The 24,672-nt window shown below is 45.5% G+C and carries 23 protein-coding genes and 1 tRNA gene; 14 read left to right on the forward strand and 10 right to left on the reverse strand.

Annotated elements, in window-relative coordinates; genetic code table 11:
* Positions 1 to 383: 383 nt before the first annotated feature.
* Positions 384 to 806, reverse strand: a complete 423-nt coding sequence (locus H6F77_RS22795; protein WP_190491198.1) for a tellurite resistance TerB family protein — start codon at positions 804 to 806, stop codon at positions 384 to 386.
* Positions 807 to 851: 45 nt separating this feature from the next.
* Positions 852 to 2,252, reverse strand: coding sequence for a 16S rRNA (cytosine(967)-C(5))-methyltransferase (locus H6F77_RS22800; RefSeq protein ID WP_190491199.1), 1,401 nt, complete (start codon positions 2,250 to 2,252; stop codon positions 852 to 854).
* Between the two features lie 316 nt (positions 2,253 to 2,568).
* Here H6F77_RS22800 and H6F77_RS28060 point away from each other — a divergent pair, with 316 nt between their 5' ends.
* Entirely contained in the window at positions 2,569 to 3,732 is a 1,164-nt protein-coding gene (locus H6F77_RS28060; protein ID WP_242022472.1) for a hypothetical protein, read from the forward strand.
* A 73-nt stretch (positions 3,733 to 3,805) separates the two neighbouring features.
* Positions 3,806 to 4,489: a GerMN domain-containing protein gene (locus H6F77_RS22810; protein WP_190491200.1), complete on the forward strand. Its 684-nt coding sequence runs from the start codon at positions 3,806 to 3,808 to the stop codon at positions 4,487 to 4,489.
* 394 nt (positions 4,490 to 4,883) lie between these two features.
* On the opposite strand, the gene H6F77_RS22815 is transcribed toward H6F77_RS22810, so the two are convergent.
* On the reverse strand, positions 4,884 to 5,102 hold the full coding sequence (locus H6F77_RS22815; RefSeq protein WP_190491201.1) for a hypothetical protein: 219 nt from the start codon (positions 5,100 to 5,102) through the stop codon (positions 4,884 to 4,886).
* A gap of 158 nt (positions 5,103 to 5,260) precedes the next feature.
* On the opposite strand from H6F77_RS22815, the gene H6F77_RS22820 reads away from it, so the two are divergent.
* The 6 genes from H6F77_RS22820 (at position 5,261) to H6F77_RS22845 (ending at position 10,087) form a co-directional block, all read left to right on the forward strand.
* Positions 5,261 to 6,457, forward strand: a complete 1,197-nt coding sequence (locus H6F77_RS22820; RefSeq protein WP_190491202.1) for a Coenzyme F420 hydrogenase/dehydrogenase, beta subunit C-terminal domain — start codon at positions 5,261 to 5,263, stop codon at positions 6,455 to 6,457.
* A gap of 95 nt (positions 6,458 to 6,552) precedes the next feature.
* Positions 6,553 to 7,035 (forward strand): ATP-dependent zinc protease family protein, encoded by a 483-nt coding sequence (locus H6F77_RS22825; RefSeq protein ID WP_190491203.1) that lies wholly within the window; start codon positions 6,553 to 6,555, stop codon positions 7,033 to 7,035.
* The gene (rimK, locus tag H6F77_RS22830; RefSeq protein ID WP_190491204.1) at positions 7,032 to 7,937 is read left to right on the forward strand and encodes a 30S ribosomal protein S6--L-glutamate ligase; all 906 of its coding nucleotides are present in this window, start codon (positions 7,032 to 7,034) and stop codon (positions 7,935 to 7,937) included. Before H6F77_RS22825 ends, rimK begins: the two co-directional genes overlap by 4 nt.
* Before the next feature lie 96 nt (positions 7,938 to 8,033).
* Positions 8,034 to 8,186 carry a hypothetical protein gene (locus H6F77_RS22835; RefSeq protein ID WP_190491205.1) on the forward strand — a complete coding sequence of 51 codons (153 nt, stop codon included), beginning with the start codon at positions 8,034 to 8,036 and terminating at the stop codon, positions 8,184 to 8,186.
* A 116-nt stretch (positions 8,187 to 8,302) separates the two neighbouring features.
* A complete protein-coding gene (locus H6F77_RS22840; protein WP_190491206.1) occupies positions 8,303 to 9,271 on the forward strand; it encodes an ATP-grasp domain-containing protein in 969 nt (322 codons plus the stop codon).
* Positions 9,272 to 9,355: 84 nt separating this feature from the next.
* On the forward strand, positions 9,356 to 10,087 hold the full coding sequence (locus H6F77_RS22845) for a hypothetical protein (RefSeq protein WP_190491207.1): 732 nt from the start codon (positions 9,356 to 9,358) through the stop codon (positions 10,085 to 10,087).
* Here the strand turns inward: H6F77_RS22845 and H6F77_RS28065 are convergent.
* Positions 10,084 to 11,022, reverse strand: coding sequence for an ATP-grasp domain-containing protein (locus tag H6F77_RS28065; RefSeq protein WP_190491208.1), 939 nt, complete (start codon positions 11,020 to 11,022; stop codon positions 10,084 to 10,086). The genes H6F77_RS22845 and H6F77_RS28065 overlap by 4 nt on opposite strands.
* Positions 11,023 to 11,232: 210 nt before the next feature.
* On the opposite strand from H6F77_RS28065, the gene H6F77_RS22855 reads away from it, so the two are divergent.
* Positions 11,233 to 11,382, forward strand: a complete 150-nt coding sequence (locus H6F77_RS22855) for a hypothetical protein (protein WP_190491209.1) — start codon at positions 11,233 to 11,235, stop codon at positions 11,380 to 11,382.
* 572 nt (positions 11,383 to 11,954) lie between these two features.
* Here H6F77_RS22855 and H6F77_RS22860 read toward each other — a convergent pair.
* Positions 11,955 to 13,184: a methionine gamma-lyase family protein gene (locus H6F77_RS22860; RefSeq protein WP_190491210.1), complete on the reverse strand. Its 1,230-nt coding sequence runs from the start codon at positions 13,182 to 13,184 to the stop codon at positions 11,955 to 11,957.
* Between the two features lie 80 nt (positions 13,185 to 13,264).
* Here H6F77_RS22860 and H6F77_RS22865 point away from each other — a divergent pair, with 80 nt between their 5' ends.
* Positions 13,265 to 14,095 carry an acyl-CoA desaturase gene (locus H6F77_RS22865; protein WP_190491211.1) on the forward strand — a complete coding sequence of 277 codons (831 nt, stop codon included), beginning with the start codon at positions 13,265 to 13,267 and terminating at the stop codon, positions 14,093 to 14,095.
* 55 nt (positions 14,096 to 14,150) lie between these two features.
* Here the strand turns inward: H6F77_RS22865 and H6F77_RS22870 are convergent, their stop codons facing one another.
* The 5 genes from H6F77_RS22870 to psbZ form a co-directional block, all read right to left on the reverse strand.
* The gene (locus H6F77_RS22870; protein ID WP_190491212.1) at positions 14,151 to 15,419 is read right to left on the reverse strand and encodes a glutamate-5-semialdehyde dehydrogenase; all 1,269 of its coding nucleotides are present in this window, start codon (positions 15,417 to 15,419) and stop codon (positions 14,151 to 14,153) included.
* Positions 15,420 to 15,423: 4 nt separating this feature from the next.
* A complete protein-coding gene (locus H6F77_RS22875; protein ID WP_190491213.1) occupies positions 15,424 to 15,831 on the reverse strand; it encodes a hypothetical protein in 408 nt (135 codons plus the stop codon).
* Between the two features lie 363 nt (positions 15,832 to 16,194).
* Positions 16,195 to 16,266: transfer RNA gene (locus H6F77_RS22880), tRNA-Gly, on the reverse strand.
* 90 nt (positions 16,267 to 16,356) lie between these two features.
* On the reverse strand, positions 16,357 to 16,947 hold the full coding sequence (gene ribH / locus H6F77_RS22885) for a 6,7-dimethyl-8-ribityllumazine synthase (protein WP_190491214.1): 591 nt from the start codon (positions 16,945 to 16,947) through the stop codon (positions 16,357 to 16,359).
* A 195-nt stretch (positions 16,948 to 17,142) separates the two neighbouring features.
* Positions 17,143 to 17,331: a photosystem II reaction center protein PsbZ gene (psbZ, locus tag H6F77_RS22890; RefSeq protein ID WP_190491215.1), complete on the reverse strand. Its 189-nt coding sequence runs from the start codon at positions 17,329 to 17,331 to the stop codon at positions 17,143 to 17,145.
* Positions 17,332 to 17,519: 188 nt separating this feature from the next.
* Between psbZ and H6F77_RS22895 the strand changes: the two genes are divergently transcribed.
* From H6F77_RS22895 to H6F77_RS22910, 4 genes are all read left to right on the forward strand, one after another.
* On the forward strand, positions 17,520 to 20,300 hold the full coding sequence (locus tag H6F77_RS22895; RefSeq protein WP_190491216.1) for a CBS domain-containing protein: 2,781 nt from the start codon (positions 17,520 to 17,522) through the stop codon (positions 20,298 to 20,300).
* A 139-nt stretch (positions 20,301 to 20,439) separates the two neighbouring features.
* On the forward strand, positions 20,440 to 22,242 hold the full coding sequence (locus H6F77_RS22900) for a serine/threonine protein kinase (RefSeq protein WP_190491217.1): 1,803 nt from the start codon (positions 20,440 to 20,442) through the stop codon (positions 22,240 to 22,242).
* Positions 22,243 to 22,422: 180 nt separating this feature from the next.
* Positions 22,423 to 22,749, forward strand: coding sequence for a DUF6825 family protein (locus H6F77_RS22905; RefSeq protein ID WP_190491218.1), 327 nt, complete (start codon positions 22,423 to 22,425; stop codon positions 22,747 to 22,749).
* 180 nt (positions 22,750 to 22,929) lie between these two features.
* Entirely contained in the window at positions 22,930 to 24,645 is a 1,716-nt protein-coding gene (locus tag H6F77_RS22910; protein ID WP_199321504.1) for an ABC1 kinase family protein, read from the forward strand.
* The last annotated feature ends 27 nt before the right edge of the window (positions 24,646 to 24,672 follow it).

The following is a 24,672-nucleotide window of genomic DNA, read 5'->3' on the forward strand; positions in this document are numbered from 1 at the left end:
TTTTTAGCTTTTTTAGAATAGAGTGCCCTTAAGTATTAAAGACGTTAATAGCGTAAATTAGTTGCGGGTTTGCAAGGAAATGGGTTGCTAAAACCAGACCGGGAGAGTGCTGTTCGCAACCATAAACAGGACTTATAGCATTTTGGATTTTGGATTTTGGATTTTGGATTGGAAACGCCGACGCCAGTAGGAAATTTCAGCTCTTCAAATGTAGCCAGATTAAACCCAAATGGTATTACGCAAATTAGTGGTACACCGCCATGAGTAGGGGCGCCCGTAATATATGTGGAGTTGGTGGGTAAGTCCTGATAAAAAAGGCACACCCAGAGGATGTGCCTGATATATGGAGTTCATACTTTAGACTCAAGAGCAGACCTGAATTGTTAGTCTTGATGGTCAACCCAGCGGCGGTAGAGTTTTTGAATCGCTGCGAGTACAGTCTTATTGCCAGATTTGGGAGAGGCAGTGGCTGGGTCGAGAAGCTGCAATCGATTCAGCAGTTTAGCTTCCTCGTTCGCCACGTCACCGTCGCTATAAATTAAGGCGCTAATAGATTCAACCAAACGCTGATAATCTTCTGGGCTGGGGCGATCGCCTAAATAATCTTGCACCCAGTTATAGCACTCGTTGGCTTGCACGGGCCTGAGTTCATATAACAACGGCTGAATTTCGCGATCTTCAGCGAGACCATTTTCCTTCACCACTCGCTGGAGATAGTCTCGTTCCTCTGGCTGAATTTTGCCGTCTATCCAAGCAGCACCGATGAGAATCTTGACAAGCTGTTTAACACTAGAATTAGCTGACATAGCTTTTTCCTTTTTGGGTAACAGGTAGTAACTAATAACAACTACCTACAACCCTACACCCTGTTTCAGTCGCACCATAAAGAACCCATCCATATGATGACGGTGCGGCCAGACTTTAATCCAGCCATCTGGGGTTGTAAAGCCTGCTGCTGGTGAGTTTTCCGGCGGCGCTTCGATTTGCCAGCCAGGGTGATGGTCGAGAAAAGGTTGAATGACGGCTTCATTTTCCATCGGATGCAGGGTGCAGGTTGCATAAACTAAAATGCCTCCAGGTTTCACCCAAGTGGCTACCTGCTTTAATAGTTCCCCTTGAAGAGTAGAAAGTTCCTCAACTGTTGCTGGTGTTTTCTGCCAACGCGCATCGGCGCGACGGTGCAGGGTTCCAAGTCCCGAACAGGGAGCATCTAGCAATACTCTATCGGCTGAGTTGGTAAATTGGGGGAGGTTGCGACTATCGCCCGTGAGGATTTGAATTGAGTTGAGGTGGAGTCGTTGGGCGTTTTCCTTGACTTTGCGGAGGCGGGAAGAAGTGCGATCGCATGCCCACACTTTACCGCTATCTCCCATCATTTCTGCAATGTGGGTTGTCTTTCCCCCCGGCGCTGCACACGCATCAATTACCATTTCACCTGGTTGGGCATCTAATAAGTATCCCACCAGAGTTGCGCTGCTATCTTGCACTGTCCACCAACCCTCGCTGAACCCAGGCAGTTTTTGAATTGCACCCATGCTGCCAATTAATCTCAACGCATCTGGTAAGTGGGAAATTCTGCTTGTTAAGACACCAGCAGATTGCAGCGCTGCTTCAACTGTTTCTATGTCAGCGCGGAGTCGATTCACCCGCAAGTCAATGGTGGGGGATTGGTTAAACCATTCGCAAAGTTGTTCTGTTTCCGCTTCACCAATCTGTTCTAGCCACAATTCCACAATCCAGTCGGGAAAGCTGTGCAAGATTCCCAAACGCTGGACTGGGTTTTGCGGCAGCGTCAGGGGGTCTGAGTGAGTGCTGAGGGGAGTTTCTGATTTAGAACTCTCGACTCCAGACTCCGGACTCCGGACTTGTGTTAGACGGATATATTGCCGCAACAGACCGTTAACGACACCTGTGAGTCCCGAAAATCCGTTTTCTTTAGCTAGTTGGACGGTGGTATTAACGGCGGCGGAGGGGGGAATGCGCTCTTGATAGCGGAGTTGGTATAAGCCTAGATGTAGAATCGTGCGGAGGTCTGGAGGTTGTTGTGAGGCTTTCTTTTTGCCTAGTTGATCGATGAGAGAATCGAGCGATCGCATCCTCCTGACACTCCCATAAACTAATTCTGTCAGCAGACGGCGATCGCTTGCGCTCAGGTCTGAAGAGTGCAACACGCGATCGAGGGCTACATCTGCATAAGCCCCCCGATGAACGTCTCGGAGAGCGAGAAATGCTAGTTGACGAGGATTTTGCATATTATCCAGTATGGGTTAGCCTAGCGACTCAAAACCAGCATTGGCATCTTTGTTTGTGGCACTTTCATTATTGTCCCGATCCACTGCTAGAACTCAGGGAGATTAAAAACAAAGTCTGTTTACCTCTGCTGCTTTAGTTGCTTCGCGATAAATGCGAGGATTGGGGTTTTTCCTAGAAACTTGCATTAGGTTTTCTCGTCTTCCAGATGTGTTCGCTGTTGCAGTCAATCAAAATATTGACACACAACTAACCGTGTTTTATCTTGAGAGCTTTTTACAGTGTAGAGGTAAGCAATTCTAGAGCTTGGAACTAATAATGTTGACTAACCGCAAACCAGTTTTATTGTCTTTTTGTCTGTTAACAATTTTGGGTATCAGTATTGGTAGCGGGGTTACGAATGCCGCTCAATCTGTAAAGACACCCGCAACAGCTACAGAATCATCGACCAAGGCAAACAATTCTACTATACAGGCTCCTCCAGGCGCAGCCGCGCCAGCAAAAAAATCATCGACTAAAGCAAGCAACCCTACTACGCAAGCTCCTACAGGGGCAGTGATGCCAGCAAAAGCTGCTCTTAACAAAGTGAAGGTTTTCTTCCCTAAAAACCCCAAAAGTATGGAAGATTATACCTATGTTGAGCCTGTTGTGCGGACTACGGGCAAAACCTCTTTAGCAGGGTTTGCTATTGAACAATTGATAGCTGGCCCCACAACCCAGGAAAAGACTTCGGGTTTGTTTAACCCTATTAAGCTAGAAGGCAAATCTAACTGTGGCAGCGATTTTTCTTTAGACTTGAGCAAGGCTGGAGTTGCTAAACTCAAATTTTGTAAAAAGGTGATTGGGGGCGGCACCTTAGATGATGCTCGTACCAAAATGGCTATTGATGCTACGTTGAAGCAATTTTCTAATATCAGTTCAGTAATTGTTCTAGATACAAAAGGTAACTGCTTAAACGATCAAAGTGGAGAAAACGTTTGTCTGAAGAAACCTCAAAATACTGTAAAACTGACAGAACAATCGAAACTAGCTATTAATGGAATCGGCCCGGTCGATCTTGGTATGACTGTTGCTGAAGCGTCAACTGCTGCTGGCGTGCAACTGGTTTCACTTGGTTCTAAACCCAGTGCTGTATGTTCGGAATATAAGCCAGCGTCGGGGTTGAATGGAGTTAGATTTATGGTGACGAAAGGTAAGATCGCCAGAATAGATATTGACTCGAAAGCGATCGCTACTGTTAGCGGTGCTAAAATTGGCGATACAGAAAGCCGAACTAAGTCGCTTTATTCCGGACAACTTCAGGTATCGCGCCTTCCTAATTCAACAAAAGGTAAATACTTGACGTTTGTCCCTAAAACTGAAAGAGACAAAAATTTGCGCCTCATGTTTGAGACTGACGGGCAGACTGTACGCCGCATCCGAGTTGGTAAGCTTCCAGAAGTCGGATTTATAGAAGGCTGTCTTGATGTCCGCCCCGACTAATAGTTTTGTCTTAAGGCTTTTTGACCTAGCTAGTGCAATCTGGCTGGGTTTGTAGAAGGCGATCGCTAAGTATATGTTGCTCAAGCGCGGCTTGGCGATCGCTATCCCAAACTACCCTATCAAATTCCAGAAACCAGGAGGAAAAATGTCTATCAAATATCAGTCAACTTTACTATCTTTTGGCCTGTTGCTGACGCTTATCAGCGGTAGCGCTATGGAAAACAAGACCTCGAATTTTGCATTAGCGCTAGAGTCAAATCAGTCAGTAAAATTAGCGCAAGTTGGGCAAGCAAAACAAAATAACCAAAAACCATCAGCAGGGGTTAAACAGACCCAAAATAGGGTTAAAGTCTTTTTACCTAAGAACCCTAAGAACAATCAAAATCCCAGCTACGTTGAGCCAGTTTTGCGGACTACGCAAAGAGGGGATGTACTCAAGTATTCTATTGAACAAGTTATCGCTGGCCCTACCAGTAATGAGATAAAGCAAGGTTTTCTTAAGCCGATTCAGCTTAGAGGCAGTTCTAACTGTGGCAGTGATTTTACTGTCAGCTTATCAGGGAGCGTAGCTCGACTAAAATTCTGTAAGACGGTTATTTCTGGGGGGATAGGAAGCGATGCTCGCGCTAAAGGTTCTCTAGAGTCTACTCTGAAGCAGTTTTCTACTGTTAAATCAGTCGTGATTCTGACAAACACTGGCGACTGCTTAGGCGATCAAAGTGGGGAAAATTTCTGCCTTCGTGGGGGCAGAAAGTAGTAAGTTTGATTAATACGCGATCGCTCTCTTCTCTATCTGTCTTGAGTGCAAAGATTTAAGAAGTCGAACCGCAGAGAACGCAGAGTAATAGAGAAGAGATGCGATCGCCCCACTCAAACCATGTCGGGGCTATTGCAATATAAATTCACTTTTATTAATAAAAATTAATAAGACGGCGATCGCTCTAAATTGCTCGCCTGAAACCCAATTTTATTCATAAAATTTAAAAAATGGGTAAGAATTAGATGTATCAGCTCTTACCCATTTGTATGGTATTTTTTACGAAATATTAGTTACCTATTGCGATCGCTTGATAGGTATGCAACTCTGATAAAGCTTTTTACAAGCAACGAGCGGACACATATCAAACGCTATTAGGCATAGTAGTCAATTTCTAACCCGAGCAGCCTTCCGAGCCGTCTCCACCTTCGACTTCCTCCTCTTCCTCGCCCTCGTATTCCTCATCCTCTTCCTCCTCCTCGTCTTCTTCCTGCTCTTCTTCCTCTTCGCAGTCTTCCTCGTCATGCTCTGCTACAACAGATTCCAAGGAAAACCCAGTTACAGGTTCGGAAATGGAGAAGAGGGCATTTTCTAAATTTAATGGGTAAGCCATAAATAGTTATACTCTGCGTATAAACAAGAAACTTTCTACATATTAAACCTTAACTTTCATTGCCAACCGCCATTAGATAGAACTGTAGTTTATCTTAATGTGGTATTTGAGTTATCTTGATGAAAAGTTGTCCCGCTCGTTAATAAACCGTTTATAGTATGACTTCGGTGCGTCCCCACCTTAAAGCTAAAGCCCTGAAACCGTTATCCCGCCGCCCTGCGAAAGAACTCTGTAGCGAATGCGGTCTGTGCGATACATACTACGTGCATTATGTCAAAGAAGCCTGCGCTTTTATAAATCAGCAAATTACTGAATTAGAAGAACAGACTCACGGACGTAGCCGCAACTTAGATAACCAGGATGATTGGTATTTTGGCGTCAATCAAGACATGATGGCGGCGCGAAAAACGCAGCCAATTGAAGGAGCGCAGTGGACTGGAATAGTCAGCAGCATTGCGATCGCCATGCTCGATCGCGGCTTAGTTGAAGGCGTTGTCTGCGTCCAGAATACCAAAGAAGACCGCTTTGGGCCAATGCCAATAATTGCTCGTACCGCAGAGGAAATTTTAGCAGCGCGGGTGAATAAGCCAACCCTATCGCCTAACCTTTCCGTACTAGAGCAAATCGAGCAATCTGGCATGAAACGGCTGCTAGTAATTGGTGTTGGTTGCCAAATTCAAGCATTACGAGCTGTAGAAAAACAACTAGGCTTAGAAAAACTTTATGTTTTAGGTACGCCCTGTGTAGATAACGTTACTCGCGCTGGGTTGCAAAAATTTCTGGACACTACCAGTCGTTCCCCAGAAACAGTAGTGCATTACGAATTTATGCAAGACTTCCGAGTTCACTTCAAACACGAAGATGGCTCGACTGAAACTGTACCTTTCTTTGGACTTAAAACCAATCAGCTCAAAGATGTCTTTGCTCCCTCTTGCATGAGTTGTTTTGATTATGTCAATTCCCTAGCCGATTTAGTGGTAGGTTACATGGGGGCACCCTTTGGCTGGCAGTGGATTGTGGTGCGGAATAATAGGGGGCAAGAAATGCTGGACTTAGTGCAAGACCAGCTAGAAACGCAGCCAGTCATGTCAAAAGGCGATCGCCATGCAGCCGTGCAACAGAGCATCCCAGCTTACGATAAAGGTGTCACCCTACCAATGTGGGCGGCAAAGCTGATGGGCGTGGTCATTGAAAAAATCGGCCCCAAAGGTCTGGAATATGCCCGCTTCTCGATTGACTCCCACTTCACTCGCAACTATCTCTACATCAGACGGCATCATCCAGAGAAATTAGCGGCGCACGTACCGGAGTACGCCAAGCGGATTGTGGATCGGTATCAACTACCAGAATCCTAAGTTAAAACTAAGCAGTTTAAGGCAAAAGGTAAAAGGTAAAATTTACCTTTTGCCTTTCTGAGGAACAGGGCCTTATTGGCATTTTTGGAAAGATTATGACATCTTCTCAAAAGCAGTTGACGATCGGATGGCGGGAGTGGATCTCACTGCCCGATCTTGGGATCTCCGCAGTTAAAGCGAAAATTGACACGGGGGCACGCTCCAGTGTATTGCACGCTTTTGATATCGAGCCTTTTGACCGCGATGGCAAACGCATGGTTAGATTCAAAGTGCATCCCAACCAACGGGATAACACTACGACTGTAACAGCGGAGGCGGAGCTTATAGATGAAAGATACGTTCGCAATTCCGGCGGACAATCAGAGTTGCGACCAGTGATCCTGACTCAGGTCGAACTTTTGGGACAAAGATGGCCCATTGAACTGACATTGACTAATCGCGAAACAATGGTTTTCCGGATGCTGCTTGGTAGAGAGGCAGTACGCCGAAGATTTTTAGTGAATGCAAACAAGTCATTTTTACTCAGCCCAACTGGGATTAAGAAATTTAAACAAAAGCAAGAGAAACAAGAATTATGAAAATCGGTATCTTATCGCTGAACGCTTCGCTTTACTCTACCAAGCGGCTTGTGGACGCTGGCGATAAGCTGGGTCACGAGATGCATGTCATCGATTACCTACGCTGTTACATGAACATTACCGCCCACAAACCGATTGTCGTGTACAAGGGGCAACCGTTGGAAGGATTTGATGCGATTATCCCCCGTATTGGGGCGTCAAAAACGTTCTACGGGACGGCGGTGGTGAGGCAGTTTGAAATGATGGGCGTGTTCACGGCTAACCGTTCTCAGGCGATTTCGCGATCGCGCGACAAGCTACGATGTCTTCAGTTGTTGGCTAAAAAAGGTATTGGGTTGCCAGTAACTGGATTCGCTCATTCACCAAAAGATATTGAAGGTTTGATCGATATTGTGGGTGGCCCTCCTTTGGTGATCAAACTCCTAGAAGGTACTCAAGGCATTGGCGTAGTTTTGGCGGAAACTACGCAGGCGGCTAAGTCAGTGATCGAAGCTTTTCGGGGTTTGGATGCCAACATTCTGGTGCAGGAGTTCATCAAGGAAGCGGATGGCATGGATATTCGTTGCTTTGTGGTTGGCGACAAGGTTGTTGCATCTATGAAGCGGCAAGGTGCGCCTGGGGAGTTTAGATCTAACTTGCACAGGGGGGGGAGTGCCGAACAAATTAAGTTGACACCAGAGGAGCGCAGTATAGCGGTACGGGCTGCTAAAACGATGGGGCTTAACATTGCGGGTGTGGATATACTGCGGTCAAATCACGGGTCAGTGGTGATGGAGTTGAATTCTTCGCCTGGTCTGGGAGGTATTGAGAAGGCGACCGGGAAAGATGTGGCGGGGAAAATAATCGAATTTTTGGAGAAAGAAGGGACTTTAGGGAAAAACAGCGATCGCGTCGAATATTAAATTTGCCAGTAACTTCGCGAGCCGTCATCCCCATTCGTGTCAATTTAAGTAATGTGGGGGAAAGATTATTAAGTTTGGCGATTAAAAAGTAAAAAAATGTTTTTAAGTTGGCAGCAAGAGATGCCCTCTGTTATGGATTTTAAGATACAACGCCTACATCGATATTTATTTAAACTAGGTATTCCGCAAAGCGCGATCGCCGTAAACTTACCTTTGGCTAATGAGGGGGAGCGATCGCCCAGTGCATGATATTATGACTGGCAACTCTCTGACATCGCACAAGCAACAGTACTTCGTTAGCTACACAATGTTTTTTTCTAGCAATAGGAGTAGTTTTAACGCTATTTATATTCAGGAGGCTTCAAGTGAAAACCTTGGGAATTTGTAGCTCAGATAGTGACCAAATTTACTTAGAATCACCTAACTCTGTTAATTATGAAACAATCAGCCTCTATAAAGAAGCCAAAAAAGTATATGACGATGTTTTAGTATTTAACCCTTCCCAGATTAGCTATAAATTTGTCCGAGAACTAGAAAAACCAAAAATTATTCTTGATAATAAGGATATAACAAGTTTAACAACCCTAATTGTACGACGTATTGTAGGCAGCGAACAATCAACAGCTATTTTAGTTAATTCACTAGCAGCTTGTAATTGCGATGTGATAGACCCACTAGCAAGATTTACAGGTAAAGTAAATTCTAAACTATTACCAGCTCTTAGACATCATAAAAAAAAAATAGGGATAAATTCTTACCCTGCTTTTAATATAGAAAACGCAACGCAGTTAATTAACGAGCTAGCTGAATCAGACAAATTCCCTTTAATAGTTAAGCCTTTCAATGGTAGGGGAGGTATAGGCGTTGAGCTTTTAAACGATCGATATACAGCGCTAGAGTATGCCAAAAATTTCTTTATTCAAAATGCCGGGAATAACGTACCAATACTGCTCCAGGAATTTGTACGGTTTAAATCCGAATACCGCGTGATGGTAATTGACGGTAAATGTTTGGGAGCAGTTGAGAAAAAAGCCAAACCAGGAAGTTTAGCGGCTAATGCTGCACAAGGCGGCAGTTTTGTAGTAGCTAATGTGCCAAATATAGTAGATTTTACTGTTAAGAATGTAAGCCAAAAAGGTATTTATGGTATAGATGTTGGTGAAGATTGCGATGGCAAACTTTATATCATCGAAGCTAACCCTACACCGATGTGGAGTGCTTTTGAACAAGCTACAGGAATCAATGTCGCGAAAGAGATTATTAATTGTGCAATCGACAGGCTGCATAAAAAAGTCAATTCTCCGCTTTTAGGAGCGACAGAAGTTACACCATAGCCAACATTTTTTATACGCATAAATATTTAGTATCGCGAGACGCAACTGACTTTTTAAACAAATATTATCTGGTTAAAAAAGCTTATGCAAATTACCCATAAGGCAATTATTAGTCCTTGTAGAAGCGCCTCGACTGCTTTAGAAAACTGTTTCGGACAAGAGCCAGAACTCCGAGTAATTCACCAACCTATTAAATCTGGGCTTTTACGGTGGGGAATTGAAGACTACCGTATTTTTTTTAAAAAGCCTTTAGGCGCTAGAGCGATTATTTTTAAAGAAACTATCGGGTCCCGCAAGCTGCGAACGTCTCGGCTAATTGTATTTCCTTCAAAAGAACTGGTATCAAACACCGATCAAGTTTTTATTTTTAGGGAGCCGCTGGAAACATGGCGTTCGTGGCTGAAATACAACTATAAAAATTTAGACTTTTTTCTAATTTCCTACAAACATACTTTCCATTTATTAAAAGAAAGTTTGGAAATAGCACCGCAGCGCGTTACTTGCATCACCCAAGACTTATTTTTGGATTACCCAGAACAAGTTCTGAGGGAACTCTGCTCTAAATGGGAGATTCCCTATCGAGAAAATATGTTGTGGTGGGAAAGACCTTTTGGTAGCGATACTTGCTTGATTGAGTTTTCAAAATTTACAAAGATTGCTATTCATAAAAGGCGGGTATTTGATAGTTTAAAAAAAGCTGAAACGGTGATAAGAACACAACCGCAGCAAGATTTACACCCTACTAACGAGCAAGAATTTGAGGTGGTTAGACAATTAGCGCCTATTTATCAAACAGTTTGTAGTCTTAGTTTTTAACCATCAGATCTATTATTCACTCGCTCGATGGCACAATTAATAATCTCTTTCGCAACGTTGATTCCTGTAGCTTGTTCAAAAGCGCTCCATTTGGGGGTAGGGTTAGCCTCGATGATATAAAATTTGCCATCGCAATCTTCACCAACATCTACACCATAAATACCTTTTTGATTTACATTCTTAACAGTAAAATCTACTATGTTTGGAACGTTTGCTGCTACAAAAGTAGCGCCTTGTGCAGCATTAGCAGCTAAACTTCCTGGTTTGGCTTTTTTCTCGGCTACTCCCAAACATTTACCATCAATTACCATCGCGCGGTATTCGGCTTTAAACCGTACAAATTCCTGGAGCAGTATTGGTACGTTATTCCCTTCATTTTGAATAAAGAAATTTTTAGCATATTCTAGCGCTGTATTTAGATCGCTCAAAAGCTCAATACCTTTACCTCCTCTGCCATTGAAAGGCTTAACTATTAAAGGAAGTTGATGTGATTCAGCTAATTCGTTAATCAAGTGAGTTGCGCTTTCTATATTAAAAGCAATATAAGAATTGATTCCTACTTTTTTTTGGTGGTATTTAAGAGTTGCTAATAATTTAGAAGGACCTGCACCTGTAAATCTTTCTAGCGGATCTATAACATCGCAATTACAAGCTGCTAGCGACTTAACCAAAATAGCTGTTGATTGTTCGCCTCCTCTGATATTTCGTACAATCAGAGTGGTTAAACTTGTTATATCCTGCTTATTCAGAATAATTTTTGGCTTTTCTAGTTCGCGGACAAACTGATAACTAACCTGAGAAGGGTGAAATACTAAAACATCATCATATACTTTTTTTGCTTCTTGATAGAGGCTTAGTGTTTCATAGTTAACAGAGTTAGCAGCTTTTAAGTTAATTTCTTTACTACGTGAAGTGGAAATCCCTAAAGTTTTCACTCTAATTCTCCTTTAGAAACTGTATATAAAAACTGCCGTGTTTTATCTGCACTTAGTTCATATAACCATTGGAAGTAAGTTTGTTCTTACAGATTAATAGAATAATTAACTCTATTAACAAACACTTTGACTAAATTCTACCATCAAGTTTTATAGATTTAACAAATTGTTATCCCTAACACGCGATCGCTTTATACCCCGTGTACCGCTTTGGCAGATCGTCCACTCAAGAGGGGCGATCGCCTAACCGCTTCAAGGCGCGATCGCCGTTTTCTTACTGGCTATAACCCTTGCAGTGCAAGCTTTGACGCCCATAAATTATACACGGCTAGCCTAAAAGCATACAATGCGGTTTTCTAGTCGCCTAAGATATTGACACAAGTTTCCCATTTTTTATCAAGCCAATACTGATACTTTAAAAACATCGAACTCAAACAAACGTACATGAAACTTACAACCAGAATTATCTATCAGCTAGCTGCTCTTATCTTCTTATCTGATAAATCAAATGAGACGGACGATTGCAAAGAAATCAACGAACCATTTAACAACATAGTGCAGCTGGATGAAAGCTCATGGCTACAACATGAAGTTTTAGAGCTAGAACTACTTATGAGACCAGCCTGATCTATCTTCTACTGCTCCCTCTACCACCTCAAATTCCCAGTTGGCTATACAAGAGGTTAAAAGCTCTGCAAGAAGACAGCAATCTCCACTTGATTATTAACGAGCTACATAGCTTAATCTCTAAACTAGAAACCTACCCTGGTATCTCTAATTGGGTGGTTCGTCATGCACTCAAATCTATTAAGGATAAACGCGAGTAAATGACAAATATACACCGCAAAAGCAAGCTTCCTGGGAAAAATTGGGCTATGTAAACTAAGTATGACAAAACCCGTTTTCTGCAAGAAAATGGGTTTTGTCATATTTTATGCTGAACCCACTGCTTCAATAGCAGATTCAAGAGCGATCGCTACATGAGTCCAATGCGTTCCACCCTGGCAAAATACAATATAAGGCTCCCTCAACGGCCCATCTGCTGAAAACTCCGATGTACTTCCCTCAATAAATGTCCCTCCAGCCATAACCACCTTACTCTCATAACCAGGCATTTCATCTGGTACTGGTTCTAGATAAGAACCAATTGGCGAATGTTCTTGAATTGCTCGACAAAAAGCAATCAACTTCTTAGGCGAACCCAGTTTAATCGCTTGAATCACATCGCGCCGAGGAGCCAATGGCAAGGGATTCACCGCATAACCCAGCTTGTCAAAAACGTAAGCAGTTAAGTGAGTCCCTTTTACCGCTTCTCCTACCATTTGCGGAGCTAAAAATAGCCCTTGAAATAACAAACGATTTTGGTCAAATGTCGCCCCCCCAGCACTGCCAATCCCCGGCGCCGTAAGGCGACACGCCGCTGCTTCTACTAAGTCTGCTCTACCAGCAACGTAGCCACCACCTGTAACGATAGTACCGCCGGGATTTTTAATTAAAGACCCAGCAATTAAGTCAGCGCCTACTGCTGGTGGTTCCCTATCTTCGATAAATTCGCCGTAACAATTATCGACAAAGCAGATAGTATTGGGGTTTTGTTGTTTGACTAAATGAACTATTTTTTCAATGTCAGCTATTGAAAGACTAGGACGCCAAGAATAGCCACAAGAACGCTGGATTAACACTAAGCGGGTATTATCTTTGACAGCTTTACCCAATGCTTGCCAATCAATATTTCCCTCCGTAGTTAGATCCAATTCTCGGTAGCTAACGCCAAACTCTTTAAGGGAGCCTTGGCCTTGGCCTCGCAACCCAATAACTTCTTCGAGCGTATCGTAGGGGGAACCAACTACTGCTAGCATTTCATCTCCTGGACGGAGGACACCAAAAAGGGCACAAGCGATCGCATGAGTCCCGGAAACAAACTGCACCCGCACCGCAGCTGCTTCTGCATCCATGACTTCGGCAAATACTCGATCTAGAGTATCGCGCCCCATATCGTCATGGCCGTAGCCGCTAACACCTGCAAAATGGTGCGCTCCCACTCTATGGGAACGAAATGCTTCCAAGACTTTTTTGAGATTTTGCTTGACCTGAGCGTCAATTTTAGAAAAAATCGGTAAGAGCGCCGCTTCTGCCGCTAGCAGCTTTGATGGGCTGTTCATCAATTCCTTTTTCACAATATAGATATGCGGATTTTAAATTTTCGCAGATTAGGCCGCACAATTCGTATCAAGGTTAATCCATGACTGTTGCCACCACAACTAAACTCCGCCCCGATTGGGTTAACATCCTGTTTCTGGGGGGACTTCACGTAGGAGCGCTTTTTGCCCTGCTTCCCAGTAACTTTAATTGGACTGCTGTAGGCATTGCTGTTTTCCTCCACTGGGTTACTGGTGGTTTGGGCATCACCTTGGGATTTCATCGCCTAGTCACCCACCGCAGCTTTCAGACACCAAAGTGGCTGGAATATTTCCTGATGTTCTGCGGCACTTTAGCTTGCCAAGGTGGCGTAATTGACTGGGTAGGTCTGCACCGCTTGCATCATATGCACTCTGACTCTGCGGGCGATCCCCACGACTCTAATGAGGGTTTTTGGTGGAGCCATGTGGGTTGGATGCTCTGCGACATCCCAGGTAAGGAAGATATGGCCCGCTATGTCAAGGATATTGCGGACGACCCTGTTTATAAGTTTTTACAAAATTCTCTTGTTTTCATCCAACTTGGCTTAGGTTTCTTGCTCTACCTTTTGGGTGGCTGGCCTTTTGTGGTCTGGGGAATTTTTGTTCGCGTGGTTGTAGTATTTCACTGCACTTGGTTTGTAAACAGTGCAACCCATAAGTTTGGCTATCGCAGCTATGAATCTAGCGATCGCTCTACTAATTGTTGGTGGGTCGCTTTACTCACCTATGGCGAAGGCTGGCACAACAACCACCATGCTTTTCAATATTCGGCTCGTCACGGCTTGCAGTGGTGGGAAATTGACATGACTTGGATGACCATTCAACTTTTACAAGCGCTTGGTTTAGCTGAAAAAGTAAAACTCGCTGAAGTAAAAGTCGCTGAAAAAGAATAGTTATGAGATACGAGATATGAGTTTTGAATTAATAACTCATATCTCTTATTTTTTTTTAGGAAAACAGGTTTCCTTGAACTATATGCTTGACAGTTGTCAATGTTTCCATGCTGATTAGTCCTCGACGATGCCCTTTTTGATTAGACATTCCCAGAAATATTGAGTCTCCCGGTTTGGGAATGCGTGAAAATCGGGGAGAAGAATTGATGTATACAGAGGCGCTATCAATTCCTAAAGCGAACTGGCGGCTTTCTTGATAGGATTCTGTAACGAGACAATCGGCGTGACCGCTGCTGAATCGGTTAATCCAGGCGATCGCTGAATCGATGCTATCTATAACTTTAAAAGCCACAACTTTATCGAGATAGGCTTGGCTCCATTCCGATTCTGCCGCTCGACTCAACTGATCGGGGAAATCTGCTACTAGCTGGGCATCTCCTCTAACTTTAAACCCCTTGTCCTTTAAGCTGTTCCACAGCGTTATCAGAGATGAGGGCTTTTGATTTGGATGGATCAAAACCTTTTCAATTGCATTAACTGGATCTGGTTCGCTCATATGACTGTCTATAATCACCAAGCGAGCCAAATCTAAGCTTCCTGTAGGCGACCAATAGAGGTAACAGTTTCCCATCGCTGACTTTAATACAGGCGCGGTTGACTGCTGCATCACTTGCTGCACCAGGCTGGGACGACCGTAGGGAATGACCAGATTTAGATATCGGTCTTGCGTCACTAAATCGCCGATGGAAGCGCCCAAGTCACCTGGGAGTAATTCTAGACATCCCGTTGGCATCTCGGAGCGGTCGAGGGCTTCTTGTAAGGCGCTGGCGATCGCTAAATTTGAGTGTTCTGCGTAGGAACACCCTTTAAGAATCAGACTATTGCCTGTTTTGATACAAAGACCTGCGGCGATCGCTCCCAACTCCGGGAACGCCTCGTAAATCAACGCAATCACTCCCAAAGGCATTAACTGGCAGTAAGTCTGAGAATGATCCAGTTGATAAGCAGCATTCATCACCCGCCGGATCGGATCGGACAACTCCCCTAAGCGTTGCAAAAGCTGCACTGTCGTCTGTATCCGCTCTGGTGTCAGCTTCAGCCACTCTAGAATCAACTCTGGCACTGCCATCTCTCGACTGGCTTCCAAGTCTAGGGTGTTTGCTTCTAAAATATCGTCTGTCCTAGATGCAAGCGCCTTTGCCATCGCTTGAACCGCACGGCTGCGATCTACTCCCTTAGTAGGAGCCAATTCCAGTGAAGCCTGGTAAGCGCTGCGAACGGCAGTTATCGGATCGGGTGCAGGATTAAAACTGTGCATTGCCATTGGGCTAACGCCGATATGCTAGCAATAGCATGAGTGCTGGCAATACCATCAGCGTAACTGGCAGTATTGCCCAAATTATACTCGACCCAAATGGTGACAGCAGAGCTAAAGGCAACCATACCAGCAGCAAAACCAGGATAACTCCCAGCCCTACGGGTAGGTAGTTGTCACTCAAACTGGGATGGGCTGTACTCCAGCGATGACCTGACCAGCGCCAAGCTTTCTTGTATGGATAGCTTGTCGAAAGTTGTTCTAGTACATACCCATTCTCTTCCACCACGAAGATTTGCTGACAGCGATCGCACCCCATTGCTTCGGTCAGCGTAATTGGTACCAACCGCCCCCGGCGTCTGGGGCAAGGGCATGGGTACTCAGTATTTAAATCAATCTTCTGAGCTTTCTGAGATGGCACAAGCTGTCTTCAAAGAATAAAAATGTGTAACCCAAAATTATTTACAATATTTGGGCAATAACGCTTGTTAATTATGGTTTCTTAATGGCAACCAACGACCTAGCGTTCCAGCCTGGAAGATCCTGGTTTTAGCGATGGGTAGGAAGCGCCAATATCATCATAATAGCTTACATTTGAGCTTTCCCAGCCTTATCTTAAGGCATAACTCCGGTCTAGCCAGCATAGATATCTTGTGCTAACTCAGATTAAGTCAGGCAGCATTCTAACTCCAACTTGCTGCATCTTCTTTTATGGTTAACGATAAAAGATTGCTATACGCTGTGACTATGTACCACAGCTAGTAGTTAATTTTATTATTATCTAAGCGGGTAACGCGATTCGAACGCGCGACATTCACCTTGGCAAGGTGACGCTCTACCACTGAGCTATACCCGCATTTCTTTAACAATCACTATGTTTACACAATATTTTTAGTCTGTCAACTGTTCTTTCCAAAATTGCTGACAGACACGACCGAAGAGGAACCTACTGGCGATCGCCAGACGAACTCGGTTCTATTACAACCGTCTGATGAGAAATAGGCAGCGCTGGAGTTTCCCCGGCACCACCGTTGTCACCGTAGATATCAGCCCCCATGCTGCCTTTTATCCCTCGCATCAGAGAAGCCATTTCCAACGCACTCATAGCATAATTCCACCCCAAATTACTCTTAATCCCAGCCCGTTCTAACGCTTGCTGCATAGTATCCGTCGTCACTATGCCAAAAATCACAGGCACGCCAGTCTGGAAACCAGCAGCAGCGATTCCCTTAGACACTTCGGCGGCGACGTAATCAAAATGTGGAGTTTGACCCCGAATAATAGCACCAAGGCAAATCACCGCATCATAGCGATGAGTGAGCGCCATTTGCCTAGCCACTAGAGGCACTTCAAAACTACCAGGAACCCAGGCATAATCCACTTGAGTGCCATGAGGATTAACATCAATGCCGTGACGTTTCAGGCAATCCTGACATCCCTCCAATAATTTTGTCGTCACTAAGTCGTTAAACCGACCGATGACGATGGCAAACTTTAGATTTTCAGTATGAGTAAATGTTCCCTCGAAAACTGCCATAATCGGTTGTTATTTGTTAGTTGTTACTTGTTAAAACCTATGTTTTAAATCGCTAGTAGAGCTAAAGTTTAGACTCAACATGAAATGCATTTAGGCACAGGCAAGCCAATTACTCTAGGTAGTAGTTACTATGTGGGCAGCCCACCATTAGTATCAAATGGCAGGCAACCCATGTTTATCTACTAACCACACTACTTAAACTACAAAGTAGCTCAAAGCCCCGACCAGAAAAACCAAAGCGATCCAAACCCCAGAACCCAATAAGATGAGCCGTTTAGACTGATCCCAGTTCTGAGGCGTCGCATAGGCAACCGGGACGCCAATGACCATGATGAATGACAAAAGAACTAAAGCAGCTAGTACCACTTGAAATAAAATCGACATTTCCTCTGGTTACTCCCAAGACAGCAACGGGCAGCTATAAACAGTTCAGCCGCCATTATATACAGTAGTACAGTATCAAAAATCGATGGTCATTTGTCATTGGTTAACAAGTCACAAAGTATTTGTTAGTTAGCAACCGACAACACACACAGGCGAGACGCCTGCGCCACAACAACGGATAGCAGATTATGGATCTGATTTTGTGTCATACAACGGCAGATTTCGACGCACTAGGAGCGGCAGTGGGGCTGACGCGCCTTTCTCCGGGAAGCCGGGTGGTGTTGGCTGGGGGTTGCCACCCTGGTGTAAAGGATTTTTTGGCCTTGCACCGCGACGAGTATGCCCTGATAGAACGTCGAGCTGTACCGACTGAACAGATTCGTTCTCTGACGATAGTTGATACGCAAAAGCGATGGCGCTTGGGTAAAGCCGCAGAATGGTTGGATTTACCTCATCTGGTGGAAGTTGCTGTCTGCGACCATCACCCAGACGCCGACATGGACATCCCAGCTAGTCGCATTCAAATTGAATTAGTTGGCGCTACCACCACTTTAATTGCCGAAAAGCTCAAGCGAGAACAAATCCAGCTTTCCCCCGCAGAAGCAACCGTCATGGCCTTGGGCATCCACGTCGATACTGGATCGCTGACGTTTGATGGGTCAACTCCAAGAGATGCTGTGGCTTTAGCGTGGTTGATGGAACAGGGAGCTTCATTGCGGGCGATCGCCGACTATATCGATCCTGGCTTATCACCCCAATTGCAACAACTATTAACTATTGCTCTCGACAAGCAACAAACCCAAATTCACCAAGGCTACACAATATCCTCCGTCCTACTTGAAACCGCTGGCTATGTGCCGGGATTATCTAGTCTTGCCTCTCAATTGCTGGAAATAACAGAAAGCGATGCTTTGCTGCTGGCAGATGTTTATCCAATCGGCGATGGCGAACAAAAGCGGTTGACAGTCATAGGGCGATCGCGCATTGAAGGTACTAATCTCAATCAACTGTTCCAACCACAAGGCGGTGGCGGACACCATAAAGCTGCGGCATTAACCATCCGAGCTACCAATCCCCAAGAAACATTACAGAATCTGCTCGAACAATTTCTAGCACAAATTCCCCTGCCGCCCACAGCACGCGAATTGATGTCCTCGCCAGTGCGAACAATTCGACCTGAGACAACAATTGCAGAAGCTCAACGCATCCTCCTGCGCTACGGACATTCTGGCCTCTGCGTCGTAGAAGCTCAAGAGCAGCCAGGAAATAAAGAACAGGAGAATAACGAATCTACAATCCACAATCCACAATCGAAAATTCCTTTAGTGGGAATTATTTCCCGCCGGGATATTGACTTAGCATTCCATCACAGCTTCAGTCACGCGCCAGTCAAAGGCTATATGTCCCTTAATTTAAAAGCGATCGCCCCAGAAACGACGCTCCCGGAAATTGAGTCCCTAATGGTAACTTACGACATCGGTCGCTTACCCGTACTGAAAAACGGTCAGTTAGTGGGTATTGTCACCCGTACCGATGTCCTGCGACAGCGACATCAAGAAAAAGCCAGCGAGAGAGAACAACAAGCTTTATGCGATCGCGGCAAAACCAATCAATTATCAATCCAAAATCCAAAATCCAAAATCCAAAATTCTTTAGCTCCCCAATTCTGGGAATTTCTCACAAGTGCATCAGAGCAAGCCGAACAACGCGGTTGGCATCTTTATCTAGTGGGGGGAGGTGTCAGGGATGTGCTGCTAGCTGACTCAGCTAAAGTTATGATGATTTCCGATATTGACCTAGTAGTAGATGGCTTTCACCACTCGGCTGATGTTGGTGCTGGCGTAGAACTAGCTAAGGCACTACAGAAAATTTACCCGGCTGCTCGTCTGGAAGTTCACGGTCAATTTCAAACAGCAGCGCTACTGTGGCACAAAGACCCAAGCTTCGGTTCGCTATGGGTAGATATTGCCACCGCCAGAACAGAATTTTATCCTTATCCAGCGGCAAATCCAGAAGTCGAAGCCAGTTCTATTCGCCAAGACCTTTACAGGCGCGATTTTACCATCAACGCTCTAGCCGTGCGACTAACAAAGCCTGGTGCAGGAGTAATGCTGGATTTTTTTGGCGGGTTGATCGACCTCAAAGACAAGAAAATCAGAGTTTTGCACGCGAATAGCTTTATAGAAGATCCCACCCGTATATATCGCGCCGTGAGGTTTGCCACTCGTTTGGGATTTGAGATCGAGGCACAAACAGAAATTTATATCAGATATGCGATCGCTAGCGGGATCTATGACACTACGCTGCTAGAAAAAGCATCAGCACCAGCGCTGACAACCAGGCTAAAAACCGAACTGAAATACATCCTCCAAGCGCCTTACTGGAAACCCGCTTTGTTGTTACTAGCCAATTTGGGAGCGCTAAAATGTCTGCATCCAAGCTTGGAGCTAGACCAACGGTTGTGGCGGCAGGTGCGTTTGGTTTCCTTGTGGCTGCGGCGGTTCGATCGTCAGGAAACTCTTATCCATTGGCAGATGCGGCTGGAAGTTTTAATTGCTTATCTAGTTTCGGAATATCGCGCCAAGGTGGCTGCAAATCTTCAGCTGCCAGATGACAGTATCAAAAGACTACAGAATCTAGAGCAAGACCGGGCTAATGTGGTAGAGTCAATGCCGAGTTGCCAGCGTCCAAGTCAAGTTGTCCAGTTGTTGAAGCGGTACGAGTTGCCAACTTTAATCTTAATTGCCGTGCAAAATCCGCGTCCGATTAGACGAAAAATTTGGCAATATTTGACTAAATGGGCTAACATTCAGCCTCTTTTGAACGGCAACGATCTGAAGGCATTGGGTTATCAGCCAGGGCGTCAATTTAAGCAAATGTTGGATGATTTATTAGCGGCAACACTGGACGGTGAGGTGAGCGATCGCGCTGATGCTGAGAATTTCTTGGCAAAACGCTATCCCCGCTAATTGGTCGCCAGCCATTTTTTAGTAAAAAAAACAAAAACGAATACATCTCCATCCGTAAAATTGCCTACTTCTGCACTCAAAACTCAAAAATTTGTAACAAGGCTGTAGTATGAATGGGGACAACTGGTAGTAAATACTTATGAATGTAGTAAGCGATCGCATCCTTAAGAACGGCAAATACGTCCTCGGTGCAAAGCTAGGCGGGGGCGTCTTTGGTATAACTTACCGCGCAAACGATCCTGAGTCGGGTCAAACGGTCGCCATAAAAACCATCACGCCCAGTCTGCGCCACAATCCACATTTTCAAGAGTTCAAGCAGCAATTTTTAAGTTTATCCCGTCGTTTTGCCGAAATAAAACATCCCAATCTTGTCAGGGTACGAGATGTTTTTGAAGAAGCAAATCTGCCCTACATGGTGATGGATTACGTTCCAGGTCAGACCCTTGCTTCGCTGATTCAATCTTCGCCGTTGTCGGAAGCCGAAGCTGTTCACTACATTCAGCAAATAGGCAGCGCTTTAAGCATTGTCCACAAAGCAGGTTTGAGGCACGGAGATATCAAGCCCCAAAATATGATTAGGCGTGTAAGAACCCATGAGGTGGTACTTAGCGACTTTGACATGATGGGCGAACTCAGGGACGTATTTGCTGATGCGGGGTTGTTAAAGTTTGTACCAAGCCCGTCCGAGAAGTATATAACCCAGGAAAATACCAGTCTTGAGCGGGATATATACGCCTTGGCAACCACGTTTTATTGGCTGCTGAGGGGGCAAACCCCGCCATTGGCGGAGGGAGTTGCAGGTTGGTCTGCTAATGGGAATGGTGCATCAGCATCGCTTCGCGATCGCGTTCCTCTTGCAGAAGACTTGCGAAAATTCCAACCCAACCTCAGCCCAGATGTCGAGCATGCTGTTTGTGTTGGCCTAAACATCGAAGCTGACCAACGTCCCCAAAATGTTGAAGGTTGGCTGGCTCTCCTACCCCCCAGCACTAACCAAAAAGGGGCAGGTACTTTGGCTCGTCCTATAGTCACCCTCCCAGTCCTGGCTTGGTCGGCAGAGACTTTACCCACCAATGGCCCCGCAGAACCAGCAGTTGAAAACTCCGTAATGGGCATGCAAGAGGAATTGCCAAACTTAGAAAACGAAGCTGATAAGCCCCAACTAGCGGGCGGCTCTAAAAGCTCGGCGAGTGTGAAGCTGGGCTTATTTTTAAAGCCCATGTTGCAAGCCAAGAATTCCCCACAAGTGCGATCGCTGATGATGACAGCCGCAGTTGCAGCTACGCTTGGTGCGGGTTTTGGTCTGGCACTTCGCATTAACAGCCCTACCGACCCAGGTTCTACTTTCTTACACGCCGAACAATCTTTTCCACCGCGTAGCGACTGGCCCGTTACAGATACTCAAACGTCTGTTATCAAATCTCAAAATGCCGTCGTCCAAAGTCAAACTAAACCCGTTAGCCCTGCCAAACCTGTTGTAACCTCTCAAAAATCAGTTGCTCCCAGGCAAGAAGAACCCGTCAGACGCCGTAGAAGAGTTGCCGTTCAAGAGTCAGCAGCCCAAAATCAGGAAAGACCCGTCAGACGCCGCAGAAGAGCTGTTGTTCAAGAATCAGCAGCCCAAAATCAGGAAAGACCCGTCAGACGCCGCAGAAGAGCTGTTGTTCAAGAGTCAGCAGCCCAAAATCAAGAAAGACCCGTCAGACGCCGCAGAAGAGCTGTCGTTCAAGAGTCAGCAGCCCAAAATCAGGAAAGACCCGTCAGACGCCGCAGAAGAGTCAATTTTCAGCAGTCAGAAGAGTCATCAGTTGGGCGTTCTTCCACAAGAGTCCGGCGTCGTTCCTCAAGGCAATCGCAAGAAATTAGCCAAGATTCATCAGTAAGCAATCGCCAGCCCAGAGTTAGAAGCCGCAGATATAAACAAAGGCCTCAAAGTGAGTGATCTTGGATGCTGAAAATATCAAGTGTATCTGGATGGTCGTGCTTAATTTTTTTCCCCGGCTTTCAGGCTAAATTTTCAAGGTTAGAGCTGCCTATTTGCTCCGATCCTCAACCAGCGGTACACAACTCTGGCAGCAACTCAACGCTATAATTTGTTACGGACGCGCAGAGAAATTTTGAGATGAGTAACCCTGTAGTTCATGCCTTTTTTATCGGCAGAGCGGTAGCACAAGCGATAAACGAGCAGGCAGAAAATGCCCTGACCAATGCTCTGAGCGAACTTGGCAAATTTGATGCCGAACAGCGAGAGCGCCTGCGGGAATTCACGCAGCAAGTTATGGAACGAGCGGAGCGCGAAGCCCAAGCAAATCAACTGGGCAGAACTACGACAAGCATCGTGCCGACTGGTTCCCAGCCAGTCGATCTGCAAGCGACAATAGATGAACTCCGGGCAGAAATAGCTCGTTTACGTGCAGAGTTGCAAGCCTATCGCAGTCGCTCGTTATAAAGAATCGCTTGTTCGTGGTTGTGAGGATCGGCGATCGCCTTCATCTAGCAATTAACAACCAATAATCAATAACCAACAACTAAGAACTAACAAAAAGTGTCTGTCATTCCTGATGATGATGTCACAACCAAGCGCTACAAGGAACGTCGGTCAAAGCCGTCGCCTTCCTCTGATGTTGCTTTGCCTTCAGGAAGAACCGGACAAAAAGCTGAAGGAAACAACTATCCAGATAAGGCTTATCGCTGGAATAGCGAACGTTACTCACGTCAACGGCGCTTCCTGGATATTTGGAGTTTTGTTCTAAGCTTATTGTTTAAAATCTGGCGTTACAACAAAGCCTGGAGCTATCCAGGTGGAGTCACTGAAGCAAAACAAGCGGCCAGACGCAGAGCGCAGGCTATCTGGATTCGAGAGACCTTCTTGGATTTGGGGCCAACTTTCATTAAGGTGGGTCAGTTATTCTCAACGCGGGCGGATTTATTTCCCAGCGAATATGTAGAAGAACTTTCTAAACTGCAAGATAAAGTACCTGCCTTTAGCTATCAACAGGCTGAATCTCTGATCGAGCAGGAGCTAGGCAAGAAAGTTTCCGAACTTTACCACAGTTTTGAACGGATTCCCCTCGCCGCCGCTAGTCTGGGTCAAGTACATAAAGCAACTCTCCACAGTGGTGAAGAAGTTGTCGTTAAAGTTCAGCGACCTGGCCTGCGGAAGCTTTTTACAATTGACTTACAGATTCTTAAGGGAATTGCGCGGTTTTTTCAAAGCCATCCTGACTGGGGTCGGGGTCGCGACTGGGTGGGGATCTACGAAGAGTGCTGCCGCATACTCTGGGAAGAAATTGATTATTTGAATGAAGGCCGTAATGCGGATACATTTCGCCGCCATTTTAGAGCCTACGATTGGGTGCGCGTGCCCCGCGTCTACTGGAGGTATACGTCGCCCAGGACGCTGACTCTGGAGTATGTTCCGGGAATTAAAGTCAGCCATTACGAAGGGTTGGAAGCAGCTGGGATAGACCGCAAGGCGATCGCTCAACTCGGCGCTCGTGCCTACCTGATCCAACTGCTCAACAACGGCTTTTTCCATGCCGATCCCCATCCAGGCAATATTGCAGTTAGCCCCGACGGTGCCCTGATTTTCTACGATTTCGGCATGATGGGCAAGATCAAGTCTGGCATTCGGGAACAGCTGCTAGAAACCCTATTTGGCATTGCTCAAAAAGATGCTGACAGGGTTGTAGCCTCTCTGGTGGAACTGGGGGCACTAGCGCCAACTGATGATATGGGTCCTGTAAGGCGCTCGATTCAGTATATGTTGGATCACTTTATGGATAAGCCGTTTGAAAACCAATCGGTTAGCCAAATTAGTGAAGATCTCTATGAGATTGCCTACGACCAACCCTTTCGCTTCCCGGCTACTTTCACGTTTGTGATGCGTGCCTTCTCAACTTTGGAAGGCGTAGGCAAAGGATTAGACCCGGAATTTAACTTTATGGAGGTGGCAAGACCATTTGCCATGCAGATTATGGCTGACGGCAACGGTTCGGAGGGCAACAGCTTTCTTAATGAATTGGGACGCCAAGCGGCTCAAGTCAGCAGTACAGCTTTGAGTCTGCCCCGGCGGATAGAAGATACCATAGAGAAATTAGAGCGGGGAGACCTGCGAATTAGGGTAAGGTCTATAGAATCAGACCGGGTTTTACGGCGAATGAGTAGCATTCAGCTGTTAACCAACTATACTTTACTAATCAGTGCTTTCATCTTGTCAGCCACCATCCTCTACGTTAGTAATCATGGAGGGCTGGCGTTGGTAATGGTGCTGATCGCGGGTGCATTAGGAGTGGTATTGATCCGCTTGATTATGCGCCTAGACCGATTCGATCGTATGTTTTAATTAGCGTAAAGTGTTTGACACCAGCAG

Source organism: Microcoleus sp. FACHB-831 (genome assembly GCF_014695585.1).
Classification (GTDB): Bacteria; Cyanobacteriota; Cyanobacteriia; order Cyanobacteriales; family FACHB-T130; genus FACHB-831.